Source organism: Mesorhizobium sp. A556 (genome assembly GCF_054489545.1).
The window spans coordinates 454,183-466,790 of sequence record NZ_JBTMXA010000001.1; the positions used below are offsets into that span (position 1 = coordinate 454,183).

Consider the following 12,608-nt stretch of genomic DNA (forward strand, 5'->3'; position numbering starts at 1 on the left):
CCAGCTCCAAATGCCAAGCGATCAGCCGCAGGGCTAATACGTTGGACAATACCTATCCCGTGGGGGGTGTCTATCCATAGCTGATTTGCGACTTCCGGCAAAAAGAAAGCGACTGGAAATCAATCGGATTCCTTGTCGATTTTGCGACAGGCGTTGGCGCTGGCTGGCCGTTTCGATTAGGGTGCATGACTACGATCCGGCGGGAAGCCGCAATATGAGCGGCCGGAAACGTTTTCAAGGAAGAACGATCATGAGCGAACACGCGGCAGTTGACCAGGAAGCGTCGAATACGCGACGCGGGCGTGCAGCCAGCGGCGGCGCGGCGGCGCGGCGCGCGGCGCGTTCCGGCGGCGGCCCCGGCACCCAGCTCACCTATATCAAGCGCAACATCAAGGTTTACGACGTGCTGGACGAGGAAGGTCTGGCGCTGATCGAGAAGAATACGGACATTGTTCTCGAAGAGACCGGCATCATCTTCCGCGACGACGAAGAAGCGCTGAAGCTCTGGAAAGAAGCCGGCGCCGACGTAAAGGGCGAGCGCGTGCACTTTCCCAAGGGCCTGTGCCGGTCGCTGCTGAAGACCGCGCCCTCCGTTTACACGCAGCATGCGCGAAACAGCGAGCGCTCCGTGCAGATCGGCGGCAACGCCACCGTATTCGCGCCGGTCTATGGTCCGCCCTTCGTGCGCGATCTCGACGGCAACCGCCGTTATGCGACGATCGAGGATTTCCGCAATTTCGTGAAGCTGGCCTATATGGCGCCGTCGATCCACCATTCGGGCGGCACGGTGTGCGAGCCTGTCGACGTGCCGGTCAACAAGCGCCATCTCGACATGATCTATTCGCACATCAAGTATTCCGACAAGCCGTTCATGGGGTCGGTCACAGCACCTGAGCGCGCGGAAGATACGATCGCGATGGCCAAGATCCTGTTCGGTGACGATTTCGTCGAAAACAACACGGTTTTGACCTCGCTCATCAACGCCAACTCGCCGATGGTATTCGACGAAACCATGCTGGGCGCGCTGAAAGTCTATGCGCGCCACAACCAGGCCTGCATCGTAACCCCGTTCATTCTGGCCGGCGCGATGAGCCCGGTGACGGTTGCCGGCACGCTGACGCAGGTTCTGGCCGAAGTGCTGGCCGGCGCTTCCTTCACCCAGTTGATCAAGCCGGGTGCGCCGGTGCTGTTCGGCACTTTCGCATCGTCCATTTCGATGCAGTCGGGTGCGCCGACCTTCGGTACGCCGGAGCCGTCGCTGGTGTCTTACGGTGCGGCGCAGCTTGCGCGCCGTGTCGGTCTGCCGTTCCGCACCGGCGGTTCGCTGTGCGCCTCCAAGGTCGAGGATGCGCAGGCCGCCTATGAGAGCGCCAACACGCTGAATTCGACCATTCTGGCCGGCACCAATTTCGTGCTGCATGCGGCAGGTTGGCTCGAAGGCGGCCTCGCCTCCAGCTACGACAAGTTCATGATGGACATCGACCAACTCGGCATGACGCAGAAATTCGCCGAGGGCGTGGATCTTTCCGAAAACGGCCAGGCGATGGACGCTATCCGCCAGGTCGGGCCGGGCAGCCATTATCTCGGCTGCGACCACACGCAGGCGAACTTCCAGACAGCCTTCTACCGCTCGTCCATTGCCGACAACAATTCGTTCGAGCAATGGCTGGCCGAGGGCGAAAAGACCGCGCCGCAGCGCGCCAACATCCTGGCTCGCCATTGGCTGGAGACATACGAAGCGCCGTTCCTCGATCCGGGCATCGACGATGGCTTGAAGGACTTCATCGCCAAAAAGAAGGAGTCCATGCCCGACGCCTTCACTTGAAAGGAGCCCGATACAGGCCGGGCTAAAGTGGCCAACATTATTCACAAGGAAGTCTGGCGGAGCGCGTTCTCTGACCCCGACAAGAAGCAGCGTTGACCTTGACGCCATGAGTCCTGGCCGCGCTCTCCTTGCCGAAATTGCGGTCGGCCTTGCTGAAAATGGGCTAACTCCGCGCGGCGGCTTCGTTTTTGACGCCAACGACGAGCCGCCGCCCGGTCCTTCCGGCCTGCCGGCAAAATCCGTCCTGCTGGTCGGGCAGGCAGGCGGCTCGTCCTGGCCGCATTTTTCGCGCTGGCGCGAGGGACAGCCTCCCGGCCTGAAAAATCCTCTCGATAGCTGGTCGCGCGAGGTGATCGGGGCCGTCGCGACGGAGACGGGCGCGCGGGCGGTCGGCCCCAATGACCAGCCCTATCTCCCGTTCCAGCAATGGGCGATGCGGGCCGAGGGCCTGAAATCCTCGCCACTTGGGATCCTCATGCACCCCGAATACGGGCTGTGGCATGCCTATCGCGGCGCGTTGCTGTTCGATATCGCGTTCGATTTTCCTGTTAAGAGCGCGAATCATCTTTGCGACGCATGTGTCGGAAAACCTTGCCTGAAAGCCTGTCCTGTCGATGCATATTCGGTGGGCGGCTTCGCCTATGAACGATGCCTGTCGCTTGTACGTGGCGCAAACGGTCACGCCTGCCGCACGGGCGGATGCCTCGACCGCAATGCCTGCCCCTATGGCACCGCGTATCGCTATCCGGCGGAAATGCAGGCATTTCACATGGCGGCTTTCTCACGGTAACATCCCGCACGAAATGTTGAAGCGCAGCCTCCCGGACTGGCTTGCACCGGGCCAATACACGGGTATCTATCGCCTGAAACAGCGGAGGGCGGCATGCCGAAGAAAGAAATCGAGATCAAGACGGACGACGGCATGGCCAAGGCCGGCCTCTTTCGGCCTGCCAACGATGTTTCCGCCGGCGCGGGTGTTATTTTCTACATGGATGCCTTCGGCCCGCGCCCGGCGCTCGACGGGATGGCGGAGCGGCTGGCCGGAGAAGGCTATGTCGTGCTGGTGCCGGATCTCTTCTATCGCAATGCGCCCTATGGCCCCTTCGACGCCAGGACTGCATTTGCCGTAGATCCGACCGCTACACAGCTTCGCGGCATGCTGGCCGGCACAACGCAGGCGATGACACAGGCCGACACCGGGGCGTTTCTAGACGCACTGGATCGGGAAGGCGCGACCGGCCCCATCGGCGCGGTCGGCTACTGCATGGGCGGGGCGCGTGCGCTGAACGCCGCCGCCGCCTTTCCGGATCGTATCGGGGCCGCCGCCAGTTTTCATGGCGGCAATCTCGCCAGCGACCCGGGTGACAGCCCTTATCACAATGCCGCACGGATCAAGGCGCGGGTCTATGTCGGCAGCGCTGGCATCGACAAGAGCTTCCCGCCCGAGCAATCCGCACGTCTGGCCGAAGCATTTCGAACGGCGGAAGTCGACCACATCATCGAGAACTATGTCGGCATGGCGCATGGCTGGTGCGTGCCGGACCACAGCGTCTATGACGAGGCCGGCGCGGAGCGCCATTGGAAGCGGCTCACCGGCTTTTTCGCCGAAGCGCTGGCGTAACTACTTCTCCGACACACCAGCCTCGGCGAAACTCGCCATGCGCGCATGGCATTCCAGCGCCGAGCGCACGATGTTGACGGCCAGGCAGGCTCCCGAGCCTTCACCAAGCCGCATGCCGAGATCGAGCAGCGGCGGCAGGTTGAGCACTTCAAGCAGGCGGCGGTGGCCGGCTTCCGCCGATACATGCGCGGCCAGCGTATGGGCAAGGCCGGAAGGATGCAACTTGGCCAGCGGTGCGACGGCTGCCGAACAGACGAAGCCGTCGAGCAATACCGGGATGCCGTGATGGCGCGCGGCAAGCGTCGCGCCCAAAATGGCGGCAAGTTCGCGCCCACCCAGTGCCGCGGCAACCGCCAGTGGATCGGAAAGCGCTCCGGCATGGCGCTTCAGCCCGGTCTCAATGGCCGAAACCTTCCGGTTGAGGCCTGCGTCGTCGACGCCGGTGCCGCGCCCGGTCCATTGCTGCGCGCCGCCGCCGAACAGGGCGGCTGAAATCGCGGCGGCGGGCGTCGTGTTGCCGATGCCCATCTCGCCGAAACAGACCAGATCGAGATCCGCGTTCACCGCGTCATAGCCGACCGATACGGCAGCAAGGAATGCATCGGTTTCCATTGCCGGGGTTTGCGTGAAATCGCCGGTCGGGTGGTCAAGATCGAGCGGGATGACGGCAAGTTCCGCGCCGGCGATCCGGGCCAACTGGTTGATGGCGGCCCCGCCGCCTGCAAAATTCGCGACCATCTGCACCGTCACTTCCGACGGAAAGGCCGAAACACCTTGCGCGGTGACGCCATGGTTGCCGGCGAACACGAATACCTTGACGCGGTCCAGTTTCGGTATGGCTTGGCCCTGCCAGCGCGCCAGCCATGAAGCGATCTCTTCCAGTCTGCCAAGGCTGCCTTGCGGCTTGGTCAATGTGTCCTGGCGGCTTCTGGCGGAAGCCGCCATTTTCTCGTCGCCAGCCGGGAGGTCGAGGCAGGCCGTGCGCAATTCTTCGAGCGATTTGAAGGGCATGGGACAAAAATCTCCAACAATGAGTCAGGAAAGAAAAACGGAGGCAACCAGCAGGATGACGATCTCGCTCAGTTGCTGAAGCGCGCCGACCGTATCGCCGGTGTGGCCGCCGACCTGTTTCAGGCAGATCAGGCGAAAGCCGAAGAACAGCGCGGCCAACAGGACAAGGGCGACGACCGCGCCGCTTATGCCCAGAAAGAATAGCGCTAGCGCACCGAGGATCGCGCCGACGCCGGCGATTTCGAGCGAGACCGTTCCCGCACCGGCCGACAAGCCATCGGCGCGGGCAGGCGGCAGCATGTGCATGAACGCGCCGGCCAGTGCGCGGGAAGCCATATGCGCGGGGATGAGGGCGCACAGGGCATGCGAGATGCCGGTGAGTTCGGACAGCGCGCTCCAGCGGATCAGCAGCGAGAGGCCTAGCGCCACCGCGCCATACGCGCCGATGCGGCTGTCGCGCATGATCTCCAGCTTTTGTTCCCGCGACTTCCCGCCGCCGAACCCGTCGGCAACATCCGACAGGCCGTCTTCATGCAGGCAGCCGGTGGCGAGCGCCATCGAGGCCAGCGTCAGAGCGGCGGACGGCGCGGCAGCGAGGCCGCAAAAAGTCGCAACAGTGTAGATCGCGCCACCGATGAGCGCGACCGCCAAACCGGCAATGGGGGCCGCCCAGATCGCCTGCGCCAGCGTGCGGCCGCGAAAATCGATGATGGGCAAGGGCAGGCGCGTGAAGAAGACAAGGCTGAGCGCGATGTCGGCAAGTGCTTGGCGGGGGCTTGGCTGGTTCATCGTTCAGGCCTTCGCGATGGCGTGGAAGAATGCGCCGCTGACATGGCCGCGCCGGTAGCCGGAGGTGCCGAGCGGATTGCCTTGTCCATCGGAAAGGTCGGCGAGCGGGTCGTCATTGCCGGGGGAAATCATGCGCGCATAGTGGAATTCATGGCCGCGCACCTGCGTGCCTCGAACGCCCAGCGGGCAGTCGGCGAGCAACCGAGCCTGCCGATAGCCGAGGTTCATCTTGCGCTTGGCGAAGCTGGTCGAGTGGCCGAGCAGGCCGAGCATCCTGTGGTTTTTGCCAGCTGCGTCCTCCAGCACCTCGCCCAGAACCATGAAGCCGCCGCACTCGCCATGGACAGGTTTCTCCTGCGCGAATTTCTGGATGCCGGCACGGAAATTATGCGCAGCGGCTAATTTGCCGGCATGAAGCTCGGGATAGCCGCCCGGTATCCAGCAGACGTCGCAATCCATGCGCGGCGCTTCATCGGCCAGCGGCGAGAACGGCACGACTTCGACGCCGACCTCGCGCCAATGCGCGGCGACATGCGGATAGAGGAAGGTGAACGCGGTGTCCTGCGCCAATGCGATACGCTGGCCGGGCGGTTGCAGCGCGTCGTCAAAGTCGCCGCCGATGGGCGCGAGCGGAGCCGCCAGGCGCATCACCGCGTCGAGATCGATGGAGGCCTCGACCATGTCGGCCATTCGGTCGATGAAGGCCAGCAGATCGGTATGTTCGCTTGCCTGAACGAGCCCGAGATGCCGCTCTGGCATGGAAAGTGTCGGGTCGCGCAGGATCGCGCCGACCACCGGCAGGCCAAGCGCCTCGACCGCGTCAGTACAGAGTTTGCGGTGGCGTTCGCTGCCAAGTCGGTTGAGCACTACGCCCGCCATCCGCACGTCCGGATGGTAGGTCGCGAAGCCTTTTGCGACGGCGGCTACCGTCGTGGACTGGCCCGACACGTCCAGAACCAGCAGCACCGGGACGCCGTAAAGGGCAGCGAGATCGGCAGCGGCGCCGGTGCGGCCGGGCGTTGACGGGATGCCGTCGAACAGGCCCATGGCGCTTTCGAGCACGATGAATTCCGCATCGTCGGACGCCTGCGACGCAAGCCCGTTGAGCAGGCTCGGCGTCATCGCCCAACTGTCCAGATTGACACCGGGAAGGCCGGTCGCGGCAGCATGGAAGCCGGGGTCAATGTAGTCCGGGCCGGATTTCGCGCCGCGCACGCGGATGCCGCGCCGGGACAGCGCGCGCAATATGCCGATGGTGACGCTGGTTTTTCCGGAGCCGGAGCGCGGCGCGCCGATGATGATCGCCTTCGCGGTCATGATTTTTGCGCCAGTTCAGCCCGCATCGCGACAATGCCGCCGACGACGATCAAGGCGGGGGAAACCACGTTTTCCCGCACTGCGGCTTCCGCCAGCGTGCCGAGCGTAGCGACCACCGTGCGTTCGCCGGGCAGGGTGGCGTTTTCGATCAGGGCCGCCGGTGTGTCTGCCGCCAGCCCGCCGGCGCGCAGATCTGCGATTGTCGCTGCCATGTGGGTCAGGCCCATATAGATGATGAGCGGGTGGCCGGTGCCGGCAAGGGCTGCCCAATCGGGCCGGTCGTCGGACACGGCGGCGAAGCCGGTTGCCAGGATCACCGCGCCGTTGACGCCACGCATGGTGGCGGGAATGCCGGCGGATGTAAGCCCCCCGAAGGCGGACGTGATGCCGGGCAGCACGCGGTAGGGAATGTCGTTTTCAACCAGCGCCAGCGCCTCTTCGCCGCCGCGCCCGAAGACGTAAGGGTGCCCTCCCTTGAGGCGCGCCACCTTGCGGCCTTCCTTCGCCAGCTTGACCAGCAGGGCGTTGATGTCGCGTTGCGGGATCGACAGCCGGCCGCCACGTTTTCCCACATAGAATTTCTCGGCCTGTTCGGCGACAGCGACGATTTCGGGCGACACCAGCGCGTCGTGCACCAGCGCATCGGTTTGCGCAAGCGCGCTCAGCACGTCGAGCGTCAGCAGGCTCGGGTCGCCCGGACCCGCACCCGCCAGCCAGACATGGCCCGGCTCCAGCGAACGGAGCGGGGCGTTGAGGCGGGCGAGAGCGCCGGCAAGGGCTGTGGTTGCGCTCATAATCCGTCCCGTCCGCGAAAGCGGCGCTGGTAGAAGGCATCGTAGAGTGAGCTTTCCGCAAATTCCTGCGCGGCCAGCGAGCGGCCGACGAAGATGATCGCGGTGCGCTCCATCGGGTCGGCCGCCAGTTGCGCCTCGATCGTTTCCAGCGTGCCTATCAGCACGCGCTCGTCGGGCCAGGAGGCGCGAAACACGATGGCGACCGGGCAATCGGCACCGTAAAGCGGGCTGAGTTCAGCCACGACGCGGTCGATGGCATGGATGGCCAGATGTATGGCCAGGGTAGTACCCGTGCGGCCGAAAGCGGCCAGCGTCTCGCCCGGCGGCATTTTCGAGGCGCGGCCGGAAACGCGGGTAAGCACCAGGCTCTGCGCCAGTTCGGGAATGGTCAGTTCGCGGCGAAGCGCTGCAGCAGCGGCGGCGAAGGCCGGCACGCCAGGCGTCAGCGTATAGGCGATGCCGTGCTTTTCCAGCCGGCGGATTTGTTCGGCAACCGCGCTCCACACCGAAAGATCGCCGGAATGCAGCCGGGCGACATCGTGGCCGGCCTCGTGCGCGGCGAGGTAGGCGGCTTCGATTTCGTCGAGCGACAGCGGCGCGGTGTCGATAATCTTTGTGCCCGGCGAACAATGCTGAAGCAGTTCCGGCGAAACGATCGAGCCTGCATAGAGACAGACCGGGCAATCGGCGAGCAGCCTTGCCCCGCGCAGGGTGATGAGGTCGGGCGCACCCGGTCCGGCGCCGATGAAATGGACGGTCATGCGTGGGCTCCGTTCGTCGCTATGGCGCAGGTTACGCCGCCCACCGCCACGCGCGATCCGAGCAGTTCCGCGTGTTGCCCTGCGGCGGCAAGGGCTGCGGTTTCCGACACGGATGGCGAGCCTGTGGCTGCGAGAGAATGCTCCGAGCGGGTGAGCGCGCGCAGCGACACGGCCCGTAATGCGGCTCTGTCAACCAGAAGAACAGGCAAGCGAAGCGCTTGCCCAACCGCCGTGATGGCGACCTCGGCCTGCTTGAAATGGGCGGTGGCAAGTGCGGAAAGGTCTGCCGTCGATAGGCCGTGTTCCGCGAGGGCCGCGTCGATGGCGGCGCGCACGTCATTCGCGCCGACGCCCTTTTTGCAGCCGATGCCTGCAACGATCATGGCTTGACCCAACTCCATTGCGTGACGGGCATGGCGGGCCGCCAAGCCAGCATGCTGCCGACGGGCGACGCGCGCGAAATGGAAAGGCGCGTCAGCTCGCCGCCAAGGCTGGCACGGCGGGCCAGCAGTAGCGCTTCCATTTCCAGCGTTACTCCGTTGGCGACCAGACGCCCGCCGGTGGTTAGGGCGCGAATGGCGGTGTCCAGAACGTCGGCGTCGGTGCCGCCGCCTCCGATGAAGATCGCGTCGGGCTGTTGCAAACCGGCAAGGGCCTGCGGGGCAGAACCTTCGACAGTGGCGAGGCCGGGAACGCCGCAGGCAGCAGCGTTGCGGCGGATGCGGGCGGCGCGTGTCGGGTCGGCCTCGATGGCGATGGCGCGCAGCGAGGGATGCGCCAGCATCCATTCGATGGAAATCGAGCCGGAGCCAGCACCGATGTCCCACAGCAATTCACCGCGACGCGGTGCAAGCGAGGAAAGCGTGACGGCACGGATTTCGCGCTTGGTGATCTGGCCGTCATGCTCGAACAGATGATCGGTCAGGCCGACTGTCAGCGGCAGGATTCTCGCGTCTGATTCTGATTCAAGTTCGAGCGCTATCACGTTGAGTGGATTGATATTTTCGATGGTTAAGGAATCGGCGCGCGCGGTGCTGATGCGCTCTTCCGGGCTTCCGAGTGCCTCAAGCACCGTCAGCTTCGAGGGGCCGAAACCTGTTTCGGTCAGAAGCTTCGCGATTGCCTTCGGCGCATCGGCATCGGAGGTCAGCGCGAGAATGCGGGTTTTAGCGTGAAGCAGTGGGCGGATCAGGTCGATCGGCTTGCCGTGCAGTGAAATGGTCTCGACGTCTTGTAGCGCCCAGCCAAGCCGTGCTGCGGCAAGCGAAAAGCTCGACGGTGCGGGAATGACATGCATTTCGCTGACCGGCACCTTGCGCGCCAGCGTGACGCCGACGCCATGCAGGAACGGATCGCCGGACGCCAGCACGCAGACCTTTTTCCCGACAAGCGCCAGCACATCACGCATTTCCGCATCGAAGGGCGTCGGCCACTGGTGGAGTACTCCCATGACAAGGGAGTGGGCCAGTTCGAGGTGGCGCTTGCCGCCGAAGACGAATTCGGCTTCAGCAATCAGCCGCTTGGCCTCGTCGCCCAGACCCGCTACACCGTCCTCGCCGATGCCGATGACGCTTAGCCAGGCGGGGCGCGATTGATGTTCAGTAGGCATGATGACCCACCGTATTCTGATCCTCGGCGGAACCACGGAAGCAAGGCAACTGGCCGCCAAGCTCGCCATGCGTCACACCGTGACGCTCTCGCTGGCCGGCCGCACCGAAAATCCGGTCGCGCAGGGCGTGCCGACGCGCGTCGGCGGTTTTGGCGGGGTAGACGGGCTGGTCGCCTATCTGGCCGGAGAAAAAATCGACCTGCTGGTCGATGCCACGCATCCTTACGCGGCGTGCATTTCGGCCAATGCCGCTGACGCCGCGCACAAGGCCGGCGTGCCGATCCTGGCACTGCGCCGTCCCGGTTGGGAACAGGGCGCGGGCGACCGCTGGATTCTTGCGGACGACGTTGCCGGCGCAGTCGCTGCGTTGGGCACGGAGCCCAAAAGAGTTTTTCTCGCGCTTGGCCGGCAGGAAGTTGCGGCTTTCGAGGCCGCACCCCAGCACCATTATCTTGTGCGCAGCGTCGATCCGGTAACGCCGCCGCTGGCTGTTCCCAGTGCTGCCTATGTTCTGGCGCGCGGGCCGTTTCCTGAAGCGGAGGAACGCGCGCTGCTGGTCGATCACCGGATCGATGTCATGGTTTCCAAGAATAGCGGCGGGCTCGCCACCTATGGCAAGATCGCGGCCGCGCGGGCGCTGGGCATCGAGGTGATCATGGTTCGACGGCCGATCCTGCCGGATGTGCCTTCCGCTGAAACCGTCGAGGCCCTGATCGAGATGATCGATCATTGCCTGGCCCCGGTGGCCGAACGCGGCGTGTAGACCAGCGCCGGCTTGTCGCCGCGCTTGATGATGCGTGTTTCCGGCGAGCCGATGATGATGCAGGTTGCCATGTCGGCTTTCGTGGCGTCGGCATCTGCCAGCAGAAAAGTTTCGATGCGCTCGTCGGGGCGGCCGGCGGCGCGGCCGAAGATGACGGGCGTGGTGCCGGGCAGGATCGCGGTCAGGCATTCGAAAGCGCGGCCAAGCTGCCAGGGGCGCGCCTTGCTGATCGGGTTGTAGAGCGCGATGACGAAGCCCGCGCCCGCCGCCGCCAGCAGGCGCAGTTCGATCAGGTCCCAAGGTTTCAGATTGTCGGACAGCGAGATGGCGCAGAAATCATGGCCGAGCGGCGCGCCGATGCGCGCGGCGACGGCCAGCATCGCGGTGATGCCGGGGATGAAGGAAAGCTCGATGGTGCGCCATTCGGCCGGGCCGGCCTCGATCGCCTCGCAGATCGCCGCCGACATGGCGAACACGCCGGGATCGCCGCCGGAAACGACGGCGACGCGGTGGCCTTGCGATGCCTTGATCAGCGCGTCCCTGGCGCGGGCCAGTTCCTCGCGGTTGTCGGAAGCGACACGCACTTGGTCGGCGCGCAGGTCGAGCCGGTCGACATAGGGCTTGTAGCCATAGAAGAATTCGGCTTCCGCGACGGCTTGCGTGGCCTCGGGCGTGACCTGGCTGGCGTTGCCGGGGCCAAGGCCGATGACGGTCAGACGCCCGCTCACAGCACCACTCCTGAGGTGAGTTCACCCGGACGGTTCACCCAGCCGGCCACCAATATGATGGTGAAATAGGGGGCCTTGTCATCGGTCTTGTCGGTCATCTTCATGGAGGCGCCGTTGGCCATGGTGCCGTGCTCGACATAGACGGCCTTTTCCAGCTTCCCCGATGCTTGCAGTGCACGCCTGATTTTCGGCAAATTGCGGCCGACCTTCATGATGACGGCTGCGTCGGTGTCGGACAGGCGGCGCGTCAATTCGGCCTCGCTCATGGTGCCGGGCAGCACCGTCAGCACGTCGTCGCCCTGCACGATGGGTTGGCTGGTCGCCGACCAGCAGCCGGACATGGCGGTCACGCCCGGAATAACCTCGGTCGGAAAACGATGCGCCAGCCGCACATGCAGATGCATGTAGGAGCCGTAGAAAAGCGGGTCGCCCTCGGACAGTACGGCAACGGTGCGGCCCGCATCGAGATGGGCGGCGACGGCGGCGGCCGACTGCTCGTAGAAGGCCAGGATCTGCGCCTTGTAGTCGTCGTGATCCTTGTCGATCTCGGTGGTGACCGGATAGTAGAGCGGCAGTTCGACAATTCCGGGCTTCATATGGCCATGGACGATGGCGCGGGCATTGCCATTGGCGTTGCGCTTGGCGAAATGTGCGACGACATCGGCCTCGGCCAGCGCGCGCACCGCCTTCAGCGTCAGCAGTTCGGGATCGCCGGGGCCGGTGCCGACGCCGATCAGGCGGCCTTGTGCTGATGTGGTCATAGGCCGGGCCTCGCCAGTGCGTTGAGGGCGGCGGCGGTCATGGCGCTGCCGCCAAGCCGGCCGCGAACGATGGCGTAGGGAACGCCATAGGAATTTTCGGCCAACGCATCCTTGGATTCGGCGGCACCGACGAAGCCGACCGGCATGCCGATGATGGCGGCGGGTTTCGGCGCGCCGTCGCGCAGTTTCTCCAGCAGGTAAAACAGCGCGGTCGGCGCGTTGCCGATGGCGACGACCGCCCCCGCCATGCGCTCACCCCACAGGTCGATTGCGGCGGCGGAGCGGGTATTGCCGATTTCCTTGGCCAGTTGCGCCGTGCTTGGGTCGCGTAGCGTGCAGATCACCTCGTTTCCAGCGGGCAGGCGGGCAGCGGTGACGCCGCGCGCCACCATCTCGGCATCGCAAAAGATCGGCGCGCCGGCCAGCAAGGCGGCACGGGCAGCGGCGACGAAATTTTCCGAGAATACGAAGTGTTGAGCCGCCTCGACCAGGCCGCAGGCGTGGATCATGCGGACGGCAACATCGGCCTCGGCTTCCGAAAAGCGCGAAAGATCGGCCTCGGAACGGATGATGGCGAAGGAGCGCTCATAGATCGCGGTGCCGTCGTGGATATAGTCGTAGGCGGCCAT

The 12,608-nt window shown here is 64.9% G+C and carries 14 protein-coding genes; 4 read left to right on the forward strand and 10 right to left on the reverse strand.

Annotation, left to right across the window (positions count from 1 at the left end; translation table 11 throughout):
• The first annotated feature begins 250 nt into the window (after positions 1 to 250).
• The 3 genes from ACX3P0_RS02200 (at position 251) to ACX3P0_RS02210 (ending at position 3,446) form a co-directional block, all read left to right on the forward strand.
• A complete protein-coding gene (locus ACX3P0_RS02200) occupies positions 251 to 1,825 on the forward strand; it encodes a trimethylamine methyltransferase family protein (protein WP_459086223.1) in 1,575 nt (524 codons plus the stop codon).
• Between the two features lie 106 nt (positions 1,826 to 1,931).
• Positions 1,932 to 2,615 carry a hypothetical protein gene (locus tag ACX3P0_RS02205; RefSeq protein WP_459086224.1) on the forward strand — a complete coding sequence of 228 codons (684 nt, stop codon included), beginning with the start codon at positions 1,932 to 1,934 and terminating at the stop codon, positions 2,613 to 2,615.
• 93 nt (positions 2,616 to 2,708) lie between these two features.
• Complete coding sequence (locus ACX3P0_RS02210; RefSeq protein ID WP_459078422.1) at positions 2,709 to 3,446, forward strand: dienelactone hydrolase family protein; 738 nt, start codon at positions 2,709 to 2,711, stop codon at positions 3,444 to 3,446.
• Here ACX3P0_RS02210 and cobT read toward each other — a convergent pair whose 3' ends face one another.
• The 7 genes from cobT to cbiE are packed head-to-tail and all read right to left on the reverse strand — an operon-like array spanning position 3,447 to position 9,727.
• Positions 3,447 to 4,457, reverse strand: a complete 1,011-nt coding sequence (gene cobT, locus ACX3P0_RS02215; RefSeq protein WP_459086225.1) for a nicotinate-nucleotide--dimethylbenzimidazole phosphoribosyltransferase — start codon at positions 4,455 to 4,457, stop codon at positions 3,447 to 3,449.
• 24 nt (positions 4,458 to 4,481) lie between these two features.
• Positions 4,482 to 5,246, reverse strand: a complete 765-nt coding sequence (locus ACX3P0_RS02220) for an adenosylcobinamide-GDP ribazoletransferase (protein ID WP_459086227.1) — start codon at positions 5,244 to 5,246, stop codon at positions 4,482 to 4,484.
• A gap of 3 nt (positions 5,247 to 5,249) precedes the next feature.
• Complete coding sequence (locus tag ACX3P0_RS02225) at positions 5,250 to 6,563, reverse strand: cobyrinate a,c-diamide synthase (RefSeq protein ID WP_459086228.1); 1,314 nt, start codon at positions 6,561 to 6,563, stop codon at positions 5,250 to 5,252.
• Positions 6,560 to 7,357, reverse strand: a complete 798-nt coding sequence (gene cobA / locus ACX3P0_RS02230; protein WP_459086230.1) for a uroporphyrinogen-III C-methyltransferase — start codon at positions 7,355 to 7,357, stop codon at positions 6,560 to 6,562. The genes ACX3P0_RS02225 and cobA overlap by 4 nt, the downstream gene beginning before the upstream one ends.
• Positions 7,354 to 8,118 carry a precorrin-4 C(11)-methyltransferase gene (gene cobM / locus ACX3P0_RS02235; protein WP_459086232.1) on the reverse strand — a complete coding sequence of 255 codons (765 nt, stop codon included), beginning with the start codon at positions 8,116 to 8,118 and terminating at the stop codon, positions 7,354 to 7,356. Before cobM ends, cobA begins: the two co-directional genes overlap by 4 nt.
• Entirely contained in the window at positions 8,115 to 8,501 is a 387-nt protein-coding gene (locus ACX3P0_RS02240) for a cobalamin biosynthesis protein (RefSeq protein WP_459078416.1), read from the reverse strand. The genes cobM and ACX3P0_RS02240 overlap by 4 nt, the downstream gene beginning before the upstream one ends.
• A complete protein-coding gene (gene cbiE / locus ACX3P0_RS02245; protein WP_459086234.1) occupies positions 8,498 to 9,727 on the reverse strand; it encodes a precorrin-6y C5,15-methyltransferase (decarboxylating) subunit CbiE in 1,230 nt (409 codons plus the stop codon). The genes ACX3P0_RS02240 and cbiE overlap by 4 nt, the downstream gene beginning before the upstream one ends.
• 1 nt (position 9,728) lies before the next feature.
• Here cbiE and ACX3P0_RS02250 point away from each other — a divergent pair, with 1 nt between their 5' ends.
• The gene (locus ACX3P0_RS02250) at positions 9,729 to 10,490 is read left to right on the forward strand and encodes a cobalt-precorrin-6A reductase (RefSeq protein WP_459086235.1); all 762 of its coding nucleotides are present in this window, start codon (positions 9,729 to 9,731) and stop codon (positions 10,488 to 10,490) included.
• Here the strand turns inward: ACX3P0_RS02250 and ACX3P0_RS02255 are convergent.
• From ACX3P0_RS02255 to ACX3P0_RS02265, 3 genes are read right to left on the reverse strand one after another with little or no spacing between them, the layout of a single operon-like run.
• Complete coding sequence (locus tag ACX3P0_RS02255) at positions 10,454 to 11,218, reverse strand: precorrin-3B C(17)-methyltransferase (RefSeq protein WP_459086237.1); 765 nt, start codon at positions 11,216 to 11,218, stop codon at positions 10,454 to 10,456. The genes ACX3P0_RS02250 and ACX3P0_RS02255 overlap by 37 nt on opposite strands.
• Positions 11,215 to 11,979, reverse strand: a complete 765-nt coding sequence (locus tag ACX3P0_RS02260) for a precorrin-2 C(20)-methyltransferase (protein ID WP_459086239.1) — start codon at positions 11,977 to 11,979, stop codon at positions 11,215 to 11,217. Before ACX3P0_RS02260 ends, ACX3P0_RS02255 begins: the two co-directional genes overlap by 4 nt.
• Positions 11,976 to 12,608, reverse strand: a complete 633-nt coding sequence (locus ACX3P0_RS02265) for a precorrin-8X methylmutase (protein WP_459086241.1) — start codon at positions 12,606 to 12,608, stop codon at positions 11,976 to 11,978. The genes ACX3P0_RS02260 and ACX3P0_RS02265 overlap by 4 nt, the downstream gene beginning before the upstream one ends.

Bases quoted from the DNA above. Each gene is read 5' to 3' on its own strand.
- ACX3P0_RS02225 (WP_459086228.1), bottom strand. From the start codon at position 6,563: ATGACCGCGAAGGCGATCATCATCGGCGCGCCGCGCTCCGGCTCCGGA.
- cbiE (WP_459086234.1), bottom strand. From the start codon at position 9,727: ATGCCTACTGAACATCAATCGCGCCCCGCCTGGCTAAGCGTCATCGGC.
- ACX3P0_RS02265 (WP_459086241.1), bottom strand. From the start codon at position 12,608: ATGGCCGCCTACGACTATATCCACGACGGCACCGCGATCTATGAGCGC.
- ACX3P0_RS02240 (WP_459078416.1), bottom strand. From the start codon at position 8,501: ATGATCGTTGCAGGCATCGGCTGCAAAAAGGGCGTCGGCGCGAATGAC.
- ACX3P0_RS02260 (WP_459086239.1), bottom strand. From the start codon at position 11,979: ATGACCACATCAGCACAAGGCCGCCTGATCGGCGTCGGCACCGGCCCC.
- ACX3P0_RS02200 (WP_459086223.1), top strand. From the start codon at position 251: ATGAGCGAACACGCGGCAGTTGACCAGGAAGCGTCGAATACGCGACGC.
- ACX3P0_RS02210 (WP_459078422.1), top strand. From the start codon at position 2,709: ATGCCGAAGAAAGAAATCGAGATCAAGACGGACGACGGCATGGCCAAG.
- cobM (WP_459086232.1), bottom strand. From the start codon at position 8,118: ATGACCGTCCATTTCATCGGCGCCGGACCGGGTGCGCCCGACCTCATC.
- cobT (WP_459086225.1), bottom strand. From the start codon at position 4,457: ATGCCCTTCAAATCGCTCGAAGAATTGCGCACGGCCTGCCTCGACCTC.
- ACX3P0_RS02250 (WP_459086235.1), top strand. From the start codon at position 9,729: ATGACCCACCGTATTCTGATCCTCGGCGGAACCACGGAAGCAAGGCAA.
- ACX3P0_RS02220 (WP_459086227.1), bottom strand. From the start codon at position 5,246: ATGAACCAGCCAAGCCCCCGCCAAGCACTTGCCGACATCGCGCTCAGC.
- ACX3P0_RS02205 (WP_459086224.1), top strand. From the start codon at position 1,932: ATGAGTCCTGGCCGCGCTCTCCTTGCCGAAATTGCGGTCGGCCTTGCT.
- cobA (WP_459086230.1), bottom strand. From the start codon at position 7,357: ATGAGCGCAACCACAGCCCTTGCCGGCGCTCTCGCCCGCCTCAACGCC.